Source organism: Streptomyces sp. NPDC001750 (assembly GCF_042892615.1).
In the GTDB taxonomy this organism is placed as follows: domain Bacteria; phylum Actinomycetota; class Actinomycetes; order Streptomycetales; family Streptomycetaceae; genus Streptomyces.
The window spans coordinates 1-21,431 of the sequence record NZ_JBIAUE010000056.1; the positions used below are offsets into that span (position 1 = coordinate 1).

A 21,431-nucleotide genomic window follows, 5' to 3' on the forward strand; every position below is an offset into this window, starting at 1 on the left:
TCGACAACTGCATCGGTCCTTGAACAGAGTCGAGCATGCCCGTTGATCATGCTGCCCCGCCGGGGATCCTCAAGATCCCCGACAGAATCAGCCCTCAGGCTCGTTCGCAGGGCAGCCACTGTCACCGCCAAGCCGCTGCCCAGCCTGATCACGATCTGCCGCTGGAGTATTGGGCCGTCCGGAGGCATCCGGATGGTGATCCGGCGGATTACCGCGGACGATGGTGCTCGAACCACCTGGCAGCGACGGGTTTCCCGGGGCCGCTGCCGAGGGCCGAAAATCCGCGATGAGCCGTGAGGTACGTGCCGCCGGAATTCGGCAGGGAGTTGTCGGAGGGCGTTTGACCCGTTCAGTGCCCCAGTAGCGGTCGAAGGAGACACCCCGTGGGTCCTCTTGGCGTACGCCGGTGCCGACCGGCGGGACCTTTCCCGGTCGCCTTCAGGCGCGACTCCGGTCGCCGTCAGCGCGGCCGACGCATGGCGTGCGGCCTCAGGGGGATCACGTGAAAATCCCCCCCAAGTCGGCCACCACCACCCGCCTGCGGGCGCAACGGAACATGGTGAAGAACAGACGCTCGCGGGTCTCCATGGTGGTGATCCTGCTGGTCCTCCTCGTGACGACTGCGGTGACGGGGCGGTTCGGCACTGAAAACTTCAGCAGGGCCCTGACCTTCCCCGGTCGCATCACCGGTGCCGTCCTCATCGTGGTCGCCTTCACCACGTTGCTGGGCGCTGCCGCGGTTGCGGACCACTGGGTCTGGCACAGCTTCCCCCATTCCGACCTGGTGGCGCTGATCGGCGCGTTGGCTGCTTTTTTGACCAACCTCCTGCTCCTGGCCGAGGTACTGAAAAACGGTGATTCCGTGGCCTATCCGGTGCTGCTCGGCGCGCTCACGGCGGGCTCGGCGTGGGCTGTCTTCGCGGTGTGGCGGACATCGGTCGTCATCCCCGCTCCGAAGCGGGTGGCTGCGGCACTGATCATTTCTTCCGCCATCGCGATAGCAAATTTCGGCTACCAGAACCTCTATCAGCCGTCTCAGAACGAGGCCAGGCCTGTCATCAGGTTGACCACGGGCAAACCCGTGGTGAGTCATGACCAAAAGGCATTCTCCGTTCCTGTCGACATCACGCTCGAAAACCGCAACGACGCGAATTTCTACGTGCTCGGAACCGAATTCCATGCCATGGCTGAAAGGGTGCCGCTCAGTACGAAGGACCGGCTGCGCCATCAGTGGCGGGCTGATGCCGAGCAGTGGACTAGATACCAGGATATCAATCCGCTCTCCCGTAGGGAGATTCACCAACCCGGAGAGCTGATTGAGGCGCAACCGTGGCTGCCCATCGGACAGTGGATCGAGGCAAACGACACCTTCGCCACCCGGATGGTTGTACAGCTGCCCATGAACACGCCATACGACCAGGTGGGGTTCTACGCCAGCGCAAGTCTCGCCCGCAAGGACCGTGTCATCCTGAAGAGAATCGATTTCCAGGGGTACTCCTGGCGTGGCGGCAAAGTGCCCCCGTGGATGAATACGAAGGAATACGACTCCCTCATCTATCGCGGCAGGTTGCACGAAAATAATGCGATCGACGAGCACACGAGGGTTCCTCGCTTCGTGAATGTCTATTGGAGCTTCGGCACGCAGGGCGCTGGTATACGGGAAACCATCACGCGTAACGGGAGCGAAGATCACACCCAGGCAGAGTTGGTGAGTCGGTATGGTCTTGTCGATATCCTGACGGGCCCGATCAACCTGACCCTGTGGGACATCAAGAGTCGGCGATGACCGGCACGGCTGCGTCGAGCGCGGGGGGACGGCGGCCCAGTCGTTCCAGCCACACCACCAAGGCGAGCGAGCTGTTGAGACGATCCCAGGAGTATGAGTCCCCCAGGCCGAGTTGAGCCTCCCTCACCGCCTGGCACAGCGTGTCGATGGCGAACATCTCCGCAATCAGCGGATGCCTGGCGGAGCGGCAGAGGTCGATGAGTTCGTTGCCGTGTGTCCGCAGGCCGCGGGCGTAGAGGTCGTTGAAGGGGATCTTGACAGTCCGGCCGCGGATCCCGGTCGGGAGCAGATCCGCCATGGCCTCGCGCAGAACCGCCTTCGGGAGGCCCGGACGGAACGTCGCTTCGGCGGGGAGGTGGCGCACCGTGGCGATGACCTCCGGGTCGAGGAATGGATGCGAGAGGAAGAATCCGTCCTGCGGTGCGCGGCTCCAGGACAGAGAGTCGGGCGCGGCAATGTAATTGGCCGCGTCGTAGCGGGATTGTTCCGGTTTACGCCCGAACACAAAGCGGCTCTCCGCGACGCTGGCCTCGCGGTAGCCGTGCGCCCGCGCGAATTCGGACCGCAGCCATGGGGGTCGGGCCAAGTTGCCGAGGCCGCCGAGCACCGTGCCACGGCGGTGGATGAGTGCTGTGACCCGTTCGGCTGCCAACGGAAGAGCCGGCTGCACTACGTATGTGGAGACGACGTCCCACAAGCCCCGCTCACTGCCCACGGCCCAGGCGCGTGCCTGCTTCGTCATCTGCCGGAGTTGTGCTGTGCGGGCCAGCCTGTGCAGGTGAAGCGGGTTGGCGTCCACGATCGGATCGGCGCCGCAGCCGGTCAGGAGAGTGTCGCAGCCCAGATCCGCCGCAGCACCATGCAGCCTGCCCCAGAACGGGGCGCGGAAGGCGTGCGCGTAGGGCTCGTCCGCGTCCCCCGCATGGTGTTGGAAGTCGTCGAAGTCGGCTACATCGTCGGCATCGACGATCAGCGGACGGGCTGCCGGTGCGTGACGGCGGATCGCTTCCACCGCCTCGTAGAGGTACGACTGCTCCCCGCCCAGTTCGCCCCTGCCGAAGCGTCCGGCGAGAAGAACGAGTTCCCCCAGGTGGCCCTGTCCCGCAGCCAGCAGACGTGCTGCGAGCAACGCGATGCTGGTGGAGTCCATGCCGCCGGAGACGTGGCATGCGGTCATCCTGCCCACACGGCACCGGACAGCGCTCTCCAGTGCGAGGCGCAGATTCTTCGCCGCCGCACTGAGGTGTTGTCCGTCGTCTGCCGCTGGTACCGATGGGTGGTGGGCCTGACGGAACCGGCGCACCACCCGACCGCGCATCTCCCCGCTGATCGACAGTTCCACCACCTCGCCGCCAAGGACACGGTGCACCGCGGCGAACGGGGTGAGGTCCGAGTGCGGTTGCGCCATGTTCCCGGTCAGGTAGCGGCAAAAGTAGCGACGTTCCAACTCTGCGATGCCGCCCAGGCAGCGCGCCGAGGTGCTCACCGCGGTCACACGGCCACCGGACTCCCTGAAGAACAGAGGGATACGTGCCTGCTCGTCCCGCACCAGCAGGACCCGGTCGCGGCACACCAGGACGGCTGCATAGTCGCCGATCGGCAGACGCGGCACGGCTCCCGGTTGGCCGAAGTCCTCGAGAAGGCCGCGTGCGCCCGCCACACGGTCACGGACCGAGCCGACCCAGCCGACGACCGCCGCGGTGCCGGCATGCGAGGAGACGGTCGTCACGAGTCCCTGCCGTGCCATGGCCTCGGCTGTCCAAAGCTCAGGTGAGCCCCTGGCCCACGCGAGGCGGAGCGCTTCCACGTCACTGTCCTCCGCAGCCGATCGAGAGAACCGGGGTGAACGCGTGCCCTCGCGGATCGGCGTCAGGGATGCACAGTCCGGCCGAAGACGTCCAGGCGTGCAAGGCAAACGGGTGCTCGCGCAGACCGACATGAAGCACGGCCTCCAGGCCGCGCCGCCGCAGCAGGAGAAAGGCCGTTACGGCCTCGGCCTTGCAGTCGTCGTTGACGAACCAGCTTCTGCGGCCGTGTGCTTGCACTGCCCGCTTCAGCCGCGCGACGTCCTCGGCCGAGGGCGGGTCCGCCCGAGTGTAATCGGGGGCTGCCAAGGACAGGAGCCTAAGGACGCGCCCGAACCCCATGGTCCAGATCAGCAGGTGCACTCCGCGCAGCCAGAGCCCGGCCTCGACGTGCGGATGCCTCTTCTGGCGGGCCCGCGCACACCCGGCGCGAATGAGACCCGTGACGAGCTCCGCGCGTTCCTCAGAGCTTTCGTCAGCGAACTTCTGGACGTCTGCCGTTGCCATTCCGAGAAAGCGCGTCCGTTTCCAGTCCGCGATCAACGCTCCGCTGGACGTCCTGACGACATGGCAATGCGGTGACAGAAACCGCGCCATGACCACCAGGGCGTCGGTGTCCTCTGCCACCGCACATCCTCCAAGGTCGGCCTGTCGACAGCGCCTTTGCGGCAGCGGGCGATGTCAGGACTGGTATCCGTGACCGTCGTAGAGGCCGCCGCTGAAGCCCCGGATGAGTCGGCCGTTTCCGAGAAGGACAAGCCCATGCGGCCTACCACGCCGCAGCAGTCGGGAAAACATCGCTACCTCCAGAATTCAGGCAACGTCGGTCAATTCAAGGCTACTCCGCTTCGGATGGCCCGCAACCGGACTGCCGGATGCCGCGACGCGCAGCAGAGTGGTTCGCCGGACTGCCTTATCCGTCCGTCCGTCGTTGTACGGGACAGCCCTTAATTGGCGGCACCTGCCGCCGATGTTCGGCACCTCACCCGCGACGGTGCATCGCCGCTCCGCGACCGGCCGGTGGTCACCAGTACATGACCGACGCGTTCCCAGAACCCCACGTGGAGTACATCCGGACGCGGAGGACATACCGGCGCCCCTTGAAGAGTTTGACCTCGAAGCGGCCGTTGCGGTCCTCGCCGCTGTCGTCCTCCCCCGTCACGTAGCGCAGGTTCTCACCTTCGGTTTCTTCGAAGAGGACCATCTTCACATCGGCGTGCCCGAAGGTGCCGAACTGATACTTCTGGCTACTGTCCGGGACAACCTCGTAGTTGGCCTGCTCTCCTGAGCCGAGGCCGAGGACCGCCGACTGGAACGGCTTCAACTCGTCCATGTGAGGAGCCAGCGACGGATACCACATGCGCACGTATTCCTTGTCCGGGTCGGACAATTTGAGGGGGGAAGGAATGCCGTTCTGATATGCTTCCGGTCGCTTGATCAGACCGGGCCCGAACCCGTATTCCATGATCGACGCCACGTCCCACTGCGAACCGGTCACCTGGTCCGTGGAAAGTTTGCGGATGATGTTGTCGTAGGTCGTCTGCCGTGGCCAGAAATTGGGCGGCCCGGCCATGTAGGCGTAAACCTTCTCCTCGTCCCACTCGATGCCGGCGAAAGGATTCTGGTGTTCATGACAGAAACCGATCGAGTGCCCTATCTCGTGCCGGACCGTGGCTTTGCCGTAGGGCGAGGTCGGATCCCACCCGAAGTTCATCGTGGCCTTTTCGGCGCTGATGCCGAGGCAGTCTGTGCCGACATATGACCAGGATCCGTCGTCGGCAAAGGTGATCCTGATCTCCGATTCCGCAGAGTTGTCCTCGGGACGAAAATGCAATCCGATTCCAAGGCTCTCCCACTCCTCGAAACCGTTATGAACCTCGGTCAACCAGGCCTTTGCCACACCGTCGTCGGCGCCGTCGAGGAAGCTGTACCGCAGCTGGGTACCGTTCACCCACTTCGCATGATTGGCCAGTATCGCCCTGGTCCGTGGAAGGCTGAGACCCGGGGGCAGTGCGGGAATTTTCTGCGGAGGCTGGGCGCAGTATCGCTGAGCGTCCTTTTCTTGTCGAGCAACCATGGCGATGCTCCTTTCTGAACTGGTAGCCTGAGCGGGGTGAGTTCGGGCCGGAGTCGGTTGGTGAGGCCGTCGAGCAGGTCCCTCTTGAACTCGTCTATCGTCTCACCATCACCAAGCGTCGCGGAAGCGCCCGATTCGAGGTCGGTGGGATACCGGTGATGTGTGCGCATCTCCGTAAGGAGGGCATTGCCGAATTCCGCCAGGGATTACTGAAACTTCCTCAGTGAGGTGCCGCGAACGACATCATCGGAGGTGGCCCGGCTGATCGGCCGGGAGATCCCCTGAGTGGATTCCACATCGGGCAAATCATGGATTTACCGCAGGGGCCAGCGCATTTCGCTGCGCGTCTTCCCGGTGTCGCCCAAGGCACGATGGATCTCCTGACTCCAGGGTGCATCCATCTTTCGGAAGTTTCCACTCACCGATCCAGTTCCACCGGGAGGACTGTCGCTACCGCAACATCGTCGACGGCCGCTTCAGGTGGCCATCGGGGCGGCGATTCCGACTTCTCAGGCGAGCGGTACGTGTGAGCGGGCCCCTGACCGGGGCCCGTCGCGTGGTGCAGCAGGCTGTGATCGGCGTCAGTTCTTCCGTATGCATGGGGTGTTGAGGTCCGAGCGTTGTGGTGTGAGACTTCTCCCGGTCCGCGGACGCGGCCGGCGAGCGGTCGTCGCGGGTGGTGTGTTGTGGGCGAGCCGGCGGCGATCTGCGGCTCGGGGCGGCTTCTCATGTCGTGACCACCGGCAGGAGGGACGGCATCACACAATCCGGGCCGTCGCCACCATGCGCAACCACGTCCTCGGCGCATGAGCGAGGAGCACCGTGGCTCGGCATCGGGACGCCACCGCTCTCGCTCACGGAAGACGTAGGTGTGCGACATCGGACGAAGGAGGTCGGGCTCAGATGAAGCCAGGCAGGATTTCAGCGACCGCGACGGCCGCGGCGGCCACGATCGCGCTGGCCATCGGGGGTGCGGCGTCTCCCGCGATGGCCTCGGCCTGGACACGGACGGGGGACTACTACCGTTGGACCGGGTTCAACGCGTTGGAACGCGGGCAGGGCGTGGCGACGGACGGGACGTACTTCTACTACGCCGGACCCGGCGGAATGGTGAAGGCCACCGTCGCGAACGACTCGGAAGTCGCGTCGTCGATGTTCCCCATTCCGTCGGCGATGAGCCAGACGTACGGCAGCGATCACATCGGTGACGTGGAGTACCACGACGGGTACGTGATCGCGCCGATCGAGGACGGCGGCAGTGACTACCGACATCCGCTGCTGGCGCTGTACAACGCGAGTGACCTGAGCTACACGGGCCGCTATGTGCAACTGCCACTCGCACAGATGCCGGGCGGTGTGCCGTGGGTCGCGGTGGACGCCGCCGCCGGACTGGTCTACACCGCACCGTGGACCCAGGACGCCGCGCAGGGGACGAACCAACTGGTCGCATACAGCCTGAACGACCTGCTGACCCTTCCGGCCGGCTCCACGCTCCCGGTGGTGAATACCGTGACGTTGTCGCAGCCCCTGAGCAGGATCCAGGGTGCCGCGATGTGGCAGGGCAAGCTCTACGCGTCCGTGGACGACTCGGCCAAGTCGGTCTACTCGATCGACGCGGCCTCCGGACAGGTCTCCCACGCGTTCGATCAGGACGTCGAATCCGGGGACGAGGTCGAGGGGATCGCCGCCTGGGACTTCGGTTCGGGAGGCCAGTTGCACATCGTGCACGTGGGTTCGGGCTGGAATTCGATTTTCCTCTACCTCCAGCACTATTCCCGGACCGGCTGACCCGCCGGGGCATCAGGAACCCACGCGTGACCAACCGGTCTGCTGCCGGCCCGGTATGCCCAAGAAGGAATGCTCGGAGAGACGATGGTGCATTCAGCACTGACGCCGTCCGTGAGTCCGAAGGGCTCTGAGAAGGGTCCTGCCGAGGCCGGACACGACGCTGATGTGGGCCGGACCGGCGAGTTGATCGGCCCGTGGTCGATACGGATGTCCTCGATGTTCACACCCGTGCGGTCGATGTCCGTGGCACGGCCACGCCGGCCTGCCCACGCTGCGGCGCACTTCCCGGCAGGCGGTGTCGGTGCAGAAGCTACGCATTCGAGGTCCGAGGCCGCGAAGTGTTCACCACACTCGTGTGCGTACTCAAGTCGATGGAATATCCCTGGGAGTCGAGACCCGCGTCCACCCCAACCACCTGCACGCAGCGCTCGCCGACATGCGTGAAGTGCTCGCCGAACTCCGCATCGCCCAACGATGACTTGACGCGTGAGCTGTACACCGACGCCCTCCGCGCCCGTCGCAGCGCCTGACCTCAGACGCATGAAGCCGCCCCCCTGCCCGGCCAAAAGCCGGGCAGGGGGGCGGGATGAGCGGAAGCCTCACATACGCGGGGACCAGAGACCGAGTCGGACGATGGGCCGTTTCCGTCCGGGATCACCCCGCGTGCGCGGGGACCAGGCTTCTTGACCAGGGGCGTTACCGGGCTGGGTGATTCGAAGCGCAGCCCTCAGTGGTGAACCAGGAGTTCGCGGACCAGGCGGGCCACGTTCGCGCACGCTGAGATCGCTGCCAGGACCACACTCCAACCGCGCAGACCATGAGGTCCTGCCTCACGAGCAGAGGTACGGTGTTCGGACACGATGCATCACCTTTCCACGTGTGATCGTCGGGTGCCCGCCGGTCCCAGAAGAAGCTGTCCAAGGCCGACTTGAACTGGCGGGCTTCTCTATGCCCATTCATAGAAACAGGTCTCGTACACGAATCCCCGATATCAGGTACAGCAGGATCCTGAAACAGCAGGAAGCTGTGGGGGCGTCCGCATGCAGTGCTCACGTGACCTGCTGCTCAGTTGACACCGCATCGCCCGGACACCCGGCCGGCGGCGACGACGGCTGAAGCCCGTACGACACCGACCCCTGCTCCGGCCGAAGCCGAGCAGAGGGCGGGACAGCGAGGATGGCCTTCCCGACGTCTCACGCAAGACGACCCGACCCGGGGTGGCCCAGGGGAGGCGCGTTGCGAAAGTGGCGTCGTTCGCCCGAAGGGCGGGGCCCGCGGTGTCCGGTGCGGTGCAGCGCAAGGCGGGGCGGCGCCCGCAGGCCGGATGTATGCGGACGTTCCGACGACGCGGCGAGGTGCCGCAGCTGTTGTCGTGCGCCCGCCAGGGATTACGGGACCAGCCCGTGGTGCCGACGCACGCCCGGCGCCCCGACCCGTCACAGAAGGCCACCGATACCGATGGAAACCCTCCGCTCCCTGGTGGGCGAGCCCGAACCGTTCCTCACCACGGCGTGGCGAACGCCCCACGACGGAGCGCCGCCTTCGTGGCGCCTGTCGTCGCAGCCGTGGCCCTGACCCGCGTCATCTGCGGCTGCAGCGGTCGAAGGGGGGAAGACGCCGACGTCTCGCTACATCCAGTTCCGCCGGGCGGCCTGCCATGCCAACTGCATCCGCGTGGTGGCGCCCACGAGGGCCATCATCGACTGGACGCGCCGCTGCACGGTCCGTCTGCTGAGCCGCATCTGACTGGCTATGGCCTTGTCTGTGACACCCGCGACGAGGAGCGACAGCAACTGACGGTCGGTCGCCGAAAGTTCGTGGTTGCTGGGCGAACCGTCCGTGCCGCTGACCGTTCCGGACTCGCTCACATGGAGCGGCACCGCGTCCTCCCAGTAGCGTTCGAACAGGGCGACCAGCGCTTCCAGCAGACTGCTGCCACGGACCAGGGCCGTGGTGGGTTCCTCGGTGCTGCCGCTCGGCCCCCCGGGTACCAGGGGACAGACGGCGATGGCCCGGTCGGCGATCGCCAGCCGCAGCGGAAGGCGCGGGACCGCGCGGGCCGTCTCTCCCGCCCGCATGCCCCGCACCACGTTGCCGACGGCGCCGGAGTCGTCGAAGAACGCCCGCTCGTACAGGACGCGGTAACGCACCCCGCGCGCCAGGGCGTCGTACTCGGCCTCGTTGCTCCCCGAAGGCATGGCCACGTACTGGGCCTTGCAGAACCACAACATCTCGTGACGCGTGTTGTCCTGTATCCGGCGCAGGTGCTGGCGCAACGCCTTGGCACCGGTGATCACTTCGATGAGCTGGTCGGGGTCCCGGCGGCGCCGGGTGCGCCGGTAGGTCTCCAGCAGATCGGTGACCGCCACTCGGGCGTGGTCCAGGGCGTCGGACTGCTTCTGGAGATGCGGCAGCAGGGCGACGTCCGGGGGACTGGCCGTGAAACTGCGGGGTGCCCGGTCCGTCGCGTCGACCAGCCCCTTCGCGGTGAGCGCCGCCAGGACCTGCTCGACCTCCTCCGTCGCCAGACCCGACTGCTCCGCGATGTCGTCCGCCGAGGCGGTGAACTGGGTGACGAGAAGCCGGTACACGGCTTCCTCGGCCGGGGTGAGCCCCACTGCTTCCAGCATCGTGCTCCTTTCCGCCCCCTGCCGAACGTGCAGCGAGCGACGGAACGGCCTGGTGGAAGCGCCCGGCGACAGGGACTTGCCGGGAACAATCGCCGGTGGCAACCGCACTATACGCCCCGGACATGCCCGGACCGGAAGGGGAAAGCGGCGGGGACGGAGGATTTGACCACCTCCGTGCCCGCCGCACCTTCGGTCCCCGAGGCCTGCGCCCCGGCTACCCGCCGATCATGTACGCGCGTTCCACGGTCTGCTGGACCCTGTTGCCGACCCCGTCGATCGCCGTCACCCGCAGCGTCACGAACGTGTCGCCGTGGGTTCGGCCCGCCCGTCCGACGGCGGCGGTGAATCGGTTCCTGCCGCGGTCCTGGGCCTTTGCCCCCTTCGTCCAGGTCCTGCCGTCGTCGTAGGAGACCGCGACCCGGACGGACACACCGCGCGGTGCGGGCAGACCGTCCTGGTTGCGGACGGCGAGACCGATCGTGTGGCCGCGCCACGCGGCCACGGTGTTGTGTTCGTCGACCGGCACGTCGTAGTCGAGCTGGAGCAGCGGGAGCACTGTCCTCCCGGTGGTGGTGTCCGAGCGGAAGGACCAGGAGGTCCGCGTCCGCGTACCGAACTTCCACTCGGGGGAGACACGGGAGGCCGACAGGTCCAGTCGGTAGTCGGCCTTCCCCGGCGCCACCTCGAAGTCCTCCCAGGCGTCCGTGGCATCGGCGATCCTCTTGCCGTCACGGAACAGGGCGACGGAGACGGTGTCGCCCTCGGCTCCGTCGTCGGCCGCGCCGAAGCCGCCGGTCAGGGCCTGCGACCAGTGCCCCGCATCGGAGTCGTTGAACTCGGGCACACGGAGCGCGAGAACGTCGCGGGCGCGTACGGACGGTGTCGTGGTCCCGCGCGGGACGGACGGCCGCACCACGGCCCCGAACCAGTTCTCGGCAGGCTGCCTGCCGGGCCGATAGGTCCGCAGGAAGTCGCGCATTCCGACCGTCAACGGCGTGTCGACGTAGAAGACGAGCCCGTGATTCACCACGTGCAGCCACTGGGTGTCGCCGGCGCTGACGTACTCGGTGCGCCGCGCCCCGGTGGGCACGTATCGGCTGTACTGGTTCCAGAAGAAGTTCTGGTAGGGGCGGCTGCCGAAGCGCTGTTCGCTCGCCCAGGGAATGCCGCCGTTCTCGGTGTACGTGGACTCGACGACGGCACTGTTGCGGTCCGAGACGGTGTGCACGACGCGTTCGGGGACGCGGTCCGTGGACACCTGCATCACGTCGTACAGGTACGGGCTCCTGGCGGTGCCGGAGAACGCCACCGCGGTCCGGCGCCGCTCGGCGTGTTCCAGCAGGGCGCCGCCCTCGGCCGCGCTCACCCCCATGGTGGGCAGGGGGAGGCGCTCGCCGTCCGGGGTCCAACGGCTCCAGGGGTAGCTGTCCGGGGGATGGACGAGCATGAGACCGCCGGCGCCGGCGTCGGCCGCCGCCCGGGCGAGTTCCGTCGCATCGGTGCCGTCGCTCCTGACGACCGCGAGTCTGCCGCGGACGTGGCGCAGATCGGGGGCGGAGTGGGTTCCCGCGTCGACCGCGGTCAGACGGGTGCCCTTCGGGCTGAACAGCGGGGAATTGTGCGCGTAGTACGGGCTGACGGCGAGCGGTGATCCGGGGACTTCCGCCTCCAGCAGCGGGGCGACGAGCTGCCAGCGGGAGGCGAACTCGAAACGTCCCTCGGTGACCTTCGCCGTGGGGCTGACGTAGAGCCGCTTGGCCACGTCGAAGTACATCGTGCCCTGGGTCAGGCTGTGCCCGTCGAGTTGACGGTACGTCTGATAGCTGATGATGCCGCGCTGTTCGGCGGGCCGGGGCGTGCGGATCTCGACCTTGGTGGTCTTGCGCGCGTCCAGGGTGACGGACATGTCCTTGGTGACCTTCACCTCGGGCAGGACGACCTCGCGCAGCTCCTGGCCGTCCGCGGCGTTGTCCAGCGAGGAGTGGCTGAGCTGGTAGGTGCCCTCCTCGACCTCGGCGACGGCCGGGCTGGTACTGAGGTAGCCCTCGAACCCGTCGGCACCCCAGATCGTCGGCAGTTCGTCGACGGGCTTCCCGTCGCGATCGATGACGTTCACGGTGATCCGGTGCTTGGGACCGTGGACCGAAAGGCTCACCGCGGTGTGGACGCTCGTCCTGCCGTCGGAGGTGGAGGCGTTCACGTACCCGTAGTAGTCGCCCCGTTGAAGGAGCGAGGGATCGACACGCAGGGACACCTCGGCCGTGGCGGAGGGGGCGATACGGACCGAGTCGGCGCCGAGCCGTACCGCGCCCTCGGTGATCTCGCGTCCGCCGGTAGTGGCGAGCCGGAGCGTCAGGCCGAGGGTGAGCTCGGAGTCGGAGGTGCTGGTGTACCGGACGGTGGTGCTTCCGGACCGCTCGGCGGTGCCGCCCGTCACGAAGGAGCCGAGCGCCACGGCACCGGTCGCGGTGACCGGTCCGAAGGCCGCGGCAGCCAGGTCGACGCGACCGCCGCCCTGCTCGGTCACCTGCTGGCCGGGCACCGGGTGGGCAGTGCTCATCAGCGCGTCCTTGAGGCGCACCGCGTCCCAGTCCGGATGCTGCTGGGCGAGCAGCGCCGCGGCCCCGGCGACATGGGGGGTGGCCATGGACGTTCCGGAGGACGCGATGTAGTCGGCGTCCACCGGGTCGCCCATGGTGGTCCCCGCGGCACGGGCGGCCACGATGCCGACGCCGGGCGCGGTGACGTCGGGCTTGGCCACCCTGTCGGTCGGGCGCGGCCCGCGGCTGGAGAAGGGGGCCAGCGAATCGTCGCGGTCGACGGCACCCACGGTGAGCGCCGCGTCGGCCGCCCCGGGCGAACCGATGGTCTGGTTCCCCTGCTCGCCGTTGTTCCCGGCGGCCACCACGAACAGGGCGCCGCTGCTCTTCGTCAACCCGTTCACCGCAAGGCTCATCGGGTCGGTGCCGTCACTGGGGGCGTCCGAGCCCAGACTCATGTTGACGACCCGGGCACCGCCGGCCGCCGCCCATTCCATGCCGTCGATCACGGCGGACTCGCTGCCGTAGCCGTCGTCCCCGAGGACCTTGCCGATCATCAGCTCCGACCGGGGCGCGACGCCTTTGCGGCTTCCGCCGGAGGCGGTTCCGGTGCCGCCGACCGTGGACGCGACATGAGTGCCGTGCCCGAAGGCGTCATTGGTCCCGGCGCTGCCCGAGAAGTCCTTCGTGGCCGCGGCCCGACCGGCCAGATCCGGGTGGTCGAGGTCCGCGCCGGTGTCCAGGACGGCGACCTTGACACCCTGACCCTGGTAGCCGGCGTCCCACGCGGCGGGCGCGTCGATCTGTGCCGTGCTCCGGTCGAGCGTCGGGCTCACCCGTCCGTCCAGCCATACGGTGGCGGCGGTGGCGTCGAGGGCGGAGGGCGACTTGCCCGAGCCGTGGGCGAGTTGCTTCCAGAAGCGGCCGAGGTCCTTGTCCCCGATGTGCATCGAACGGGCGTTGATGCTGTCCAGCCGGCGCGTGGGGGCCGAGTCGTCGTTCAGCGCGGACAGGGAGTCGAGGGCGGAGACCGGTTCGCCGTGCGGCCGGGAGACGATCAGCGGGAGGGCGTCGGTGTGCGCCTCGTCGTAGCCCTGCGCGAGGAGCCCGGTCACGTCGAAGAGCCGCCGGTCGAGCTTTCCCGAGAAGAGCGGGGCGATGGCGTCGGACGGCAGGACGGACAGGGCGCCGTCCTCCTCCGTGGTCCGGAAGATGATGTTCTTGCGGCCGGGGCCCGGCTGAACGGAGGCGACCTGCTTGCCGTCGGGGCCGGCGCTGACGGTCACCCGGTCACCCGTGATCAGCCGCACCGTGGCTGTCGGTTCCGCCGGGGCCGAGCGGAGGGGGCCGCCCGGCCCCGGGGAATCGGCGGAGACCGGCGCCACGGCACCTGCGGCCAGCAGCAAAGCGGTCGGTGCTGCCGCCAAGAGGCGGGCACGTCTCATTTTTCCAACCCTTCTTTCGACACGACTGGATACGCGCTGTCCGAAAGAATCCGGCAGAGCCGGAAGGGCTGTCACGGCATCCAGGTGTCGCTGTTGCGACATGTCTCAACAGCGACAACGCCGCGTCGCGGGCCGACGCACGTGACGGGACGCAAGCGTCTTCGGTATTGCCGCGGCCGGGAGTTGGCCGTGGAATTCCCTGGAATACCGTCCGGGTCGGCCGGATGCCCGACACCTGCGCCCGACCTCCGCCGAGCCGCCCCGGCCGGGCAACTCGCCCGGTGAACCGTCGGAGCCCGGTCCGGAGACGAGTCGGTCCTTCCGTGACCTGCCGGAGGGGAGGAGAAGCAGGAGCCCAGCCCCGGCTCTCCTTCCCCGAGACGAACGCCCGCCGCCGGTTCCGCACCCCGTGACAGCGGGGCGGGACCCGGCCCCGGAGGGCCACACGATGCTTCTTGCCCGCACGGCGCCCGACCGCCGCGGTATCGCCGCACCGGCCTCACCACGCTCGCTGTCGCCGTCACGTTCCTCGCCCCGGCCGTCCGAGCCGGGGCGAGTGGCGGGTGCGCGCCGCACACCACCGGCGCGTGCCGGTCCGGCAGCCGCCCCCCGGTGGTTCGGGGCCACCGCCGCCCGGGTGACTCGATCGCGGACTCCGGCTCGACCCGACGTCCGGGGCGAGGGCATTGACCGGCCGACCCGGTCGGCCGGTCAATGCCCTGGACGTCTTCGGGTTTCGTGGTCAGGCGGCCGGAGCCGTCGCCGTGGCGGCCCGCCATTCGCTCCCGGTGGCGATGGCCGTCCGCCAGCGCCGCAGCGCCTTGGGCGGCATGCCGAAGGACAGGGCGCCGGTGAGCCGATGGCCGGTGCGATGGGCGACGAGGAACCGGCCCCGGGCCGAGTCGCCCTCGACGACGCGCGCTTCGTCGTGGCCGCGGAGGTGACCGTAGGCCTGGATCCTGATTCCGTGCTGGTCGGACCAGAAGTAGGGGACGGAGGCGAAGGGGCGGGCGGATTCGGGGTGGAGCAGGTTGCGGGCGGCGGCCATGGCCTGCTCGGCGGCGTTGGTCCGGTGCTCGACGCGCATGTCGGCGCCGAACAGGGGGTTGTGCCAGCGGGCCACGTCCCCGGCGGCATGGACGCCGGGTGCGGCGGCGAGGTACCGGTCGCAGACCACGCCGTCGGCCAGGCGCAGGCCGCTGCCGTCGAGCCAGGCGGTGTCGGGTGCGGAACCGATGGCGACGAGTACGCCGTCGGCCGGGACGAGCGTCCCGTCGGACAGCCGGACGGCGGTGAGCCGACCGCCCGAGGTCACGATCTCGGCGACCCCGGTGCCGGTGCGCAGGTCCACCCCGTGGTCGCGGTGCAGGCGCGCGAGGTGTTCACCGGCCCGGTGCCCGAGGACGTGCGCGAGGGGAACGGGCGCGGCCTCGACGAGGGTGACGGCAGTCCCCAGGGAGCGGGCCGAGGACGCCACCTCGGCGCCCAGGAACCCGGCACCGACGACGACCAGTCGGCGCCCCTCGCCGAGGCGTTCGCGCAGGGCGAGGGCGTCGTCCAGGGTGCGCAGCGTGTGGACGCCCGGTGTGGGCGGCCCGGGGAGGCGGCGCGGCCGGACTCCGGTGGCGATGATCAGGCCGTCGTAGCCGCATTCGGTTCCGTCGTCCAGCGTCACCGTACGGGTCCCGGTGGACAGGGCGGTGGCGGCGGTCCCGAGCCGGAGGTCCAGGTCGAGTGCCTCCACATCGGCCCGCGGGCGCAGTGCGGTCCGCTCGACGGCCCAGGCGCGCGAGAGGATCTGTTTGGACAGGGGCGGCCGGTCGTAGGGCAGGTGGCGTTCTCGGCCGACCAGGGTGAGCGAGCCGTCGAAGCCTTCCCGGCGCAGGGTCTCGGCGGCCGACAGACCGGCCGCCGAGGCACCGACGACGACGATCCGGCGCAGTGGGGCGGCGGTCACGCCCGGACCAGGCGGATCGCGGCGGCCGGGCAGACGGCGGCCGACTCCCTGACGTCGTCGTGGTGGGCGGGGTCGGGGGTGTCGGTGAGCAGTTCGACGATGCCGTCGTCGTCCTGCTCGAAGACATCGGGGGCCAGCAGGACGCACTGGCCGGACGCGACGCACTTGGGCTGGTCGACTTCCACACGCATGGGCTTCTCGTTTCCGTTCGGGGGACAGTGACAGGTCACCAGGTGACGGGCAGTGCGTAGACGCCGTAGACGAAGCCGTCGTGCTTGAAGTCCAGTCGGTCGATGCCGGTGGCCAACCGGAGAGTGGGTACGCGCTGGTAGAGGGTGCTGTAGACGCACTGCAACTCGACGCGGGCCAGCGGCTGCCCCAGACACTGGTGCACACCGAATCCGAAGGCGACGTGGCGGCGGGCGTCGCGGGTGACGTCGAGGCGGTCCGGGTCGGGGAAGGCGTCGGGGTCGCGGTTGGCGATGTCGTTGGCGAAGATGATGCCCTCGCCCGCGCGGATGGTGAGGCCGCCCACCTCGATGTCCTCCAGCGCCACCCGGCGGCGTCCGGAGTGGGTGATGTTCAGGTAGCGCAGCAGTTCCTCGACCGCGGCAGAGGTCACCGCGGGGTCCTCCGACTCGCGCAGCAGGGCGAGTTGGTCCGGGTTCTCCAGAAGGGCGAGGGTACCCAGCGCGATCATGTTGGCCGTCGTCTCGTGCCCCGCGCCCAGCAGCAGGACGCCCATTCGCGCGGCCTCGCGCTGCGTCATCTCGCCGGTGGCCACACGTTTGACGGCGAGTTCGGACAGCAGGTCGTCGCCGGGCGTCGCGCGTTTGGCGGCCAGGAGGTCGTCGAGGTAGTCGGTGAGTGTCTCGGTCGCCTCCCGCACCTCCTCGGGCGTCGATGTGCGACGGACGATGACCTTGGTACGGCGCTGGAAGAAGTCGTGCTTCTCGTACGGGACGCCCAGCAGTTCGCAGATGACCAGGCTGGGGACCGGCAGTGCGAACGCCTCGACCAGGTCGACGGGCCTGGGCCCGGCGAGCATCTCGTCGATCAGATCGTCGACGATCTTCTGGACCGCCGGCCGCAGCGCGTTCATCCGCTTGACCGCGAAGGGAGCGGTCACCATGCGGCGCAGCCTGGCATGCTCGGGGTCGTCCATGTTGAGGAACGTGGGGTTCTGCCGGTCCCGCTCCCTCATCCCGGCGTTGCGGTGCGGGAAGCCCGGCAGTGCCGGGTCGCAACTGACGCGCGGATCGCCGAGCAGCGTGCGCAGGTGATCGTGCCGAGTGATCAGCCAGGGGCTGCTGCCGTCCCAGATCCGCACCCGGGCGACGGGGCTGTCCGCCTGGAGCGTCCGCAGCGCGGGCGGGGGGTCGAACGGGCAGCCGGCCGCTCGGGGGCTGGGGTGCTCGGGCAGTTCGACCGTGGTGTCCGCGGTCTCGGTCATACGGTGCCTCCGTGGGGAAGAGGGATCACGTGGCCACTTTCCTAACAGCGTTAGTAGCCTCATACAACTAAATCGCGGAGGGTGACCGGCCGTTGCGCTCTATTTGGCCACCACCAGATCGATGAGGTCGTCCACCATTCCCTCGATCCGCTCCCGGTCCGCCGCGAACGGCACCGCCACCGCCATCGCGGCCAGGCCGTGCACCGACGCCCACAGCAGGGCGGTCACCCGCTCGGGGTCGGTCGTTCCCCCGTGCTCGCCGTGGCAGGTCGCCACCGCGTCGGCCCACACGGCATGCACCGTCCACAACGGATGCGATGCCGCCTCGTCCCGTGACACCTCGATCCGTTCGATCCCGAACAGCAGCCGGTACACCCGGGGGTTGTCCAGCGCGAAACCGCAGTACCGCTGCGCCAGTGCCCGCAGGGCGGCATGTGCCCCGGCCGCCCGCTCGCCCGTCCAGGCTTCCCGCAACTCGGCGGCCAGCCGCGCGTACGCCCGCTGCGTCACCGTCGCCACCAACTCCGCACGGTCCTTGAAGTGCAGATAGACGCTGGGCGCCGAGATCCCGACCTCCCGCGCCACCGCACGCAGCGACAGATCCCGCTCCCGGCCCGACTCCATCAGCATCCGCGCCGCGGCCCGGACGATCTCCTCCTTCAGCGCGGCACCCTCGCCCCACCTGCTCTGCGTACGACGTGTGAATCCCTCACCCATCCCGAACTCCTCCTGATCTCATTGCCGTTCGCCCGCCAAGTGTGACCGGATCCGACCGGCACCCCATCACACATCGCAACCACCCACTGGACAGGGGCGACCGGCCTTCCGTGAACCGGGCCGGGCACAGAAGCGGGACGGGCGAAGCGGCCTCCGGCCCCCGCCGGGGTACGGACGGGCGGTCCTGCGCTCCTGCCTCCGGCGTGTGCCGTTCGACGAGGCAAGCTCGGCGAGAATCTGGTTGCGAACGTGCTCGCCCGGACAAGTCCAAACGCCGCGAGCGTGCGTGCTGGACGGTGCGAAGGGGCAAACGTTGCCGGGAGCGGCACTAGATGGTGGCTGCTGACCACAGCGCAGATGCCGCATGTCACGGACAAGGGGTCCGGATCTGTCCTCGGGCCGGACCCCTCACCGCGTGCTACTCCTCGCGGGCCGCTTGGCCTGTCGGGTGGAAGTTGATGCGTTCCCTTACGACGGGGAAGCCGGCCTTGGCGAAGTTCGCGGCCATAGGGAAGTTGCCCTGATCCGTCGCTCCGCTGACGAACTCCGCGCCCTCCTCGACGAGCAAGTGGGTGCACTCGGCGAGGAGGTCGTAGGCGTAGCCGTGACCGCGCTGTTCCGGGAGGACTCCGATGAAACCGATGGTCGGACCGGAGGGGTTGTGGGCCGGGATGTGGATGCCGGCCAGGTCGCCTTCCGGCGTGTACGCGGTCTGCCACCACTCCCGTGGGGAGGGGCACCAGTGGAAGAAGTCGAGCTCCTCCTGGGCGGCCTGGTCGAGGCCACCCTCCTCGACGGCCCTGAGCGCGTGGGCATCCAGGGTGACGGAGTGGATCTGGCGCAACGCGCCGAAGAACACGGTGTCGTCGGGTTCGGCACTGAAGCGCAGGCGTCCGGGGCGCTCGGGCAGGCCTCGGTCCGGGGTCCAGCGGTACAGGTAGCGTTCTACCAGGAGTTCGTACCCGGCGGCTCGTGCGGCGGCGAAGCGCGCATCGGCGGCGGCGCGCAGCTCGGGCTTGTCCCGCCAGCCGCCGGGCAGGTTGATTTCGAGTCCGACCTGCCAGGGAGCGGAGCGCAGGAGCTCGGCCCCCGCCTCCTCCTCGCCCTCGGCCACGTCGAACCAGTTGATGTTGACGGGCTTCGAGTCGTCGGGGCCGCCCCACCACGCGCCACGTGCGACGACCTCGCCGTCGCGCAGGGCGACACGCATCCAGTCGGTGCGGAACCGGGTACGCCGATGGGCTTCACGGGCGCCCAGCGGGTCGGGCAGTGCGTCGAAGAGACGGGTGTCGCTCGCGGAGAGCGAGCGGATGACCAGATCGGTCATGGATTCCTCCGGGATACAGGCTGCTTGGAGCGCTCCCGGTCAAAACTCACGAACCACGCCGGGACAGCGGAAAAGGGAGCGCTGGAAAGGTGTGAACCGCACGGCACTCGCCTCCTTCCGTCCATCTCAGGGCGTGGAGTCACACGGTAGGTGATCTGCCGCGGGTCCGTCCACGGATTTCCGCGGCCCCCTGGAAGGAGGCCGGTCTGCGGAGCAGGGTTCCTGGCTGGTATGCGAGTGCGAGTGAACGCACGCTTCCCCGCAGGGGCGACGCCCCGGCCCCGCGATGTTGCAGCCACGAGTGTGCGTCGTACGGGCCCCGGGTGCGGGCAGGCCCGTTGAGCCCGGATCTATCCCTCGTTCTCTTGATCAGCCCTCGGACGTCTCGCCACGCGTGAGGTTGACGCCCGCAGTGTCAACGGCGCCAGGGATAGTGGCCTTCATGACTGATGAGCGATACTCCCGGCTTGCTGCCGAGGAGCTTCCCGGCGATCTTGCTCAGCGCTGGACAGCGCTCCTGCGCCCGTGCATACGCCTTCGTCGGGCCGCAGACAGCGAGCAGGCCGTGGCCACCCTCGATGGAAGCCCGGACCTCCCGACAGGGGTCGGGTGGCCCGAGTGGCCCGGGCACGGGGCTCTGGCGATCTCGCAGAGAAGGCAGTTGTCCTCCGCATGGTTTCCGTGAACGATCCGAGTGTGACCACGTTGTTCCTGACAGTCGGCCTGCCAGGGGCCGGAAAGACCACGAAGGCTCGGCAGCTGGCCAAGGAGCACAGCGCGCTGCGCCTGACCCCCGATGAGTGGATGATTCCGCTGTTCGGCGAGCCGGAGGCGGACGGGAAGCGCGATGTGCTGGAAGGCCGACTGCTCCGGCTTGCTCTGGAGGCGCTGAGGCTTGGAACGAACGTGGTTCTGGATTTCGGATGTTGGTCTCGCGATGAGCGGTCCGCGATCCGCTGGTTGGCGGCCTCTGTGGGCGCGTCCTGTCACCTTGTGTATGTGCCGGTGGACCATGGCACCCAACGCGATCGGATCGCCCATCGCCAGTCCACCGCCCCGGACCAGACCTTCCCGATGGGCGAGGCGGACCTCTTGAACTGGAGGGCGCTGTTCCAGGAACCCGACACCGCGGAACTTGAGGGGCGGGAGATTGGTGCTCCGCCTCCGGGGTGGCCAGGGTGGCTGGAGTGGGCCGCCGATCGATGGCCATCGTTCATGTGATCGGTCGGCTGCGCCGTGGACACATGAGCCGCGGCGGGGTCGGTCTCACTGACCCCGGCCAATCCCAGCTCGACCTGCTGCCCCAGAAGGAAGCCGACGTCGACCTGGTACACCCACCAGCAGGAGCGAGGACTCTTGAACGCTGACGCCGCATCCGCGCAAGGGCCTTGGGGCGGGCGAGCAGGACAGCCACCGCGTTGCCGAGGGCCGTCATCATCGCGCTGTAGCCGCCCTCGAACATCACCCGCGCCGTGTTCTTCACGTCGTACGGGCGCCGGGCGAGGCCACGACGAGTGCAACGCCGCGCCTGGAGAAGATCCCTGGCCCCGCCCCCTCCCCGGTCATTCATCGCTGACACCAGCGGCGCCTTGGCCGCGCTCGCCCACCAGTGGGCGAGCGCCGAGGCAGAATGGTTCCCGCAGTGGACCGCGCGCGGGGACGTCGACACCGAGATGGCCGACTGGCTGGAGACCGCTGGCACCGAACTGATCCGCCTCGCCACCGAACGCCGCCAGCGTACCCACCGGCTCCTGAGCGAGCACCTGACCACGGTCATCGACGTCACATGACCACCGACATGCGCAAGCCCGGCCGCTAGTGCTGTGACCGGGAAGGTTCACCGGCTCGCGATGCCCGGCACGGCACCTCGCGGTGTTGTCGCATCACCCGCGTACGTCCAGTACGC

At 68.5% G+C, this 21,431-nt stretch carries 15 protein-coding genes; 5 read left to right on the forward strand and 10 right to left on the reverse strand.

Features of this window, described 5'->3' with window-relative positions:
• Positions 1–502 precede the first annotated feature (502 nt).
• Positions 503–1,786 carry a hypothetical protein gene (locus ACFYY6_RS37085; RefSeq protein ID WP_351525599.1) on the forward strand — a complete coding sequence of 428 codons (1,284 nt, stop codon included), beginning with the start codon at positions 503–505 and terminating at the stop codon, positions 1,784–1,786.
• On the opposite strand, the gene ACFYY6_RS37090 is transcribed toward ACFYY6_RS37085, so the two are convergent.
• The 3 genes from ACFYY6_RS37090 to ACFYY6_RS37100 all read right to left on the reverse strand — a co-directional run bounded on the left by ACFYY6_RS37090 (position 1,770) and on the right by ACFYY6_RS37100 (position 5,542).
• Positions 1,770–3,533: an asparagine synthase-related protein gene (locus ACFYY6_RS37090; protein ID WP_389197600.1), complete on the reverse strand. Its 1,764-nt coding sequence runs from the start codon at positions 3,531–3,533 to the stop codon at positions 1,770–1,772. The two genes, ACFYY6_RS37085 and ACFYY6_RS37090, sit on opposite strands and share 17 nt — an antisense overlap.
• 61 nt (positions 3,534–3,594) lie before the next feature.
• Complete coding sequence (locus ACFYY6_RS37095) at positions 3,595–4,218, reverse strand: lasso peptide biosynthesis B2 protein (protein ID WP_389197593.1); 624 nt, start codon at positions 4,216–4,218, stop codon at positions 3,595–3,597.
• A 397-nt stretch (positions 4,219–4,615) separates the two neighbouring features.
• Complete coding sequence (locus tag ACFYY6_RS37100; protein ID WP_389197595.1) at positions 4,616–5,542, reverse strand: M12 family metallopeptidase; 927 nt, start codon at positions 5,540–5,542, stop codon at positions 4,616–4,618.
• Between the two features lie 1,029 nt (positions 5,543–6,571).
• Here ACFYY6_RS37100 and ACFYY6_RS37105 point away from each other — a divergent pair.
• Both ACFYY6_RS37105 and ACFYY6_RS37110 read left to right on the forward strand, forming a co-directional pair.
• On the forward strand, positions 6,572–7,456 hold the full coding sequence (locus ACFYY6_RS37105) for a hypothetical protein (RefSeq protein ID WP_351525595.1): 885 nt from the start codon (positions 6,572–6,574) through the stop codon (positions 7,454–7,456).
• Between the two features lie 355 nt (positions 7,457–7,811).
• Positions 7,812–7,934 (forward strand): hypothetical protein, encoded by a 123-nt coding sequence (locus ACFYY6_RS37110; RefSeq protein WP_351634422.1) that lies wholly within the window; start codon positions 7,812–7,814, stop codon positions 7,932–7,934.
• Between the two features lie 1,150 nt (positions 7,935–9,084).
• On the opposite strand, the gene ACFYY6_RS37115 is transcribed toward ACFYY6_RS37110, so the two are convergent.
• From ACFYY6_RS37115 to ACFYY6_RS37145, 7 genes are all read right to left on the reverse strand, one after another.
• The gene (locus ACFYY6_RS37115) at positions 9,085–10,086 is read right to left on the reverse strand and encodes a helix-turn-helix domain-containing protein (RefSeq protein WP_351525084.1); all 1,002 of its coding nucleotides are present in this window, start codon (positions 10,084–10,086) and stop codon (positions 9,085–9,087) included.
• 214 nt (positions 10,087–10,300) lie between these two features.
• A complete protein-coding gene (locus tag ACFYY6_RS37120) occupies positions 10,301–14,071 on the reverse strand; it encodes a S8 family serine peptidase (protein WP_388651297.1) in 3,771 nt (1,256 codons plus the stop codon).
• Between the two features lie 742 nt (positions 14,072–14,813).
• Positions 14,814–16,028 (reverse strand): FAD/NAD(P)-binding oxidoreductase, encoded by a 1,215-nt coding sequence (locus ACFYY6_RS37125; RefSeq protein ID WP_351525082.1) that lies wholly within the window; start codon positions 16,026–16,028, stop codon positions 14,814–14,816.
• The gene (locus tag ACFYY6_RS37130; RefSeq protein ID WP_388651295.1) at positions 16,025–16,219 is read right to left on the reverse strand and encodes a ferredoxin; all 195 of its coding nucleotides are present in this window, start codon (positions 16,217–16,219) and stop codon (positions 16,025–16,027) included. The genes ACFYY6_RS37125 and ACFYY6_RS37130 overlap by 4 nt, the downstream gene beginning before the upstream one ends.
• 35 nt (positions 16,220–16,254) lie before the next feature.
• Positions 16,255–17,481 (reverse strand): cytochrome P450, encoded by a 1,227-nt coding sequence (locus tag ACFYY6_RS37135; protein WP_388651293.1) that lies wholly within the window; start codon positions 17,479–17,481, stop codon positions 16,255–16,257.
• A gap of 99 nt (positions 17,482–17,580) precedes the next feature.
• Positions 17,581–18,198 carry a TetR/AcrR family transcriptional regulator gene (locus ACFYY6_RS37140; protein WP_389197598.1) on the reverse strand — a complete coding sequence of 206 codons (618 nt, stop codon included), beginning with the start codon at positions 18,196–18,198 and terminating at the stop codon, positions 17,581–17,583.
• A gap of 418 nt (positions 18,199–18,616) precedes the next feature.
• Positions 18,617–19,525 carry a GNAT family N-acetyltransferase gene (locus ACFYY6_RS37145; RefSeq protein WP_351525078.1) on the reverse strand — a complete coding sequence of 303 codons (909 nt, stop codon included), beginning with the start codon at positions 19,523–19,525 and terminating at the stop codon, positions 18,617–18,619.
• Positions 19,526–20,221: 696 nt separating this feature from the next.
• Between ACFYY6_RS37145 and ACFYY6_RS37150 the strand changes: the two genes are divergently transcribed.
• Both ACFYY6_RS37150 and ACFYY6_RS37155 read left to right on the forward strand, forming a co-directional pair.
• Complete coding sequence (locus ACFYY6_RS37150) at positions 20,222–20,746, forward strand: ATP-binding protein (protein ID WP_351525077.1); 525 nt, start codon at positions 20,222–20,224, stop codon at positions 20,744–20,746.
• A 368-nt stretch (positions 20,747–21,114) separates the two neighbouring features.
• A complete protein-coding gene (locus ACFYY6_RS37155) occupies positions 21,115–21,315 on the forward strand; it encodes a hypothetical protein (RefSeq protein WP_388651291.1) in 201 nt (66 codons plus the stop codon).
• The last annotated feature ends 116 nt before the right edge of the window (positions 21,316–21,431 follow it).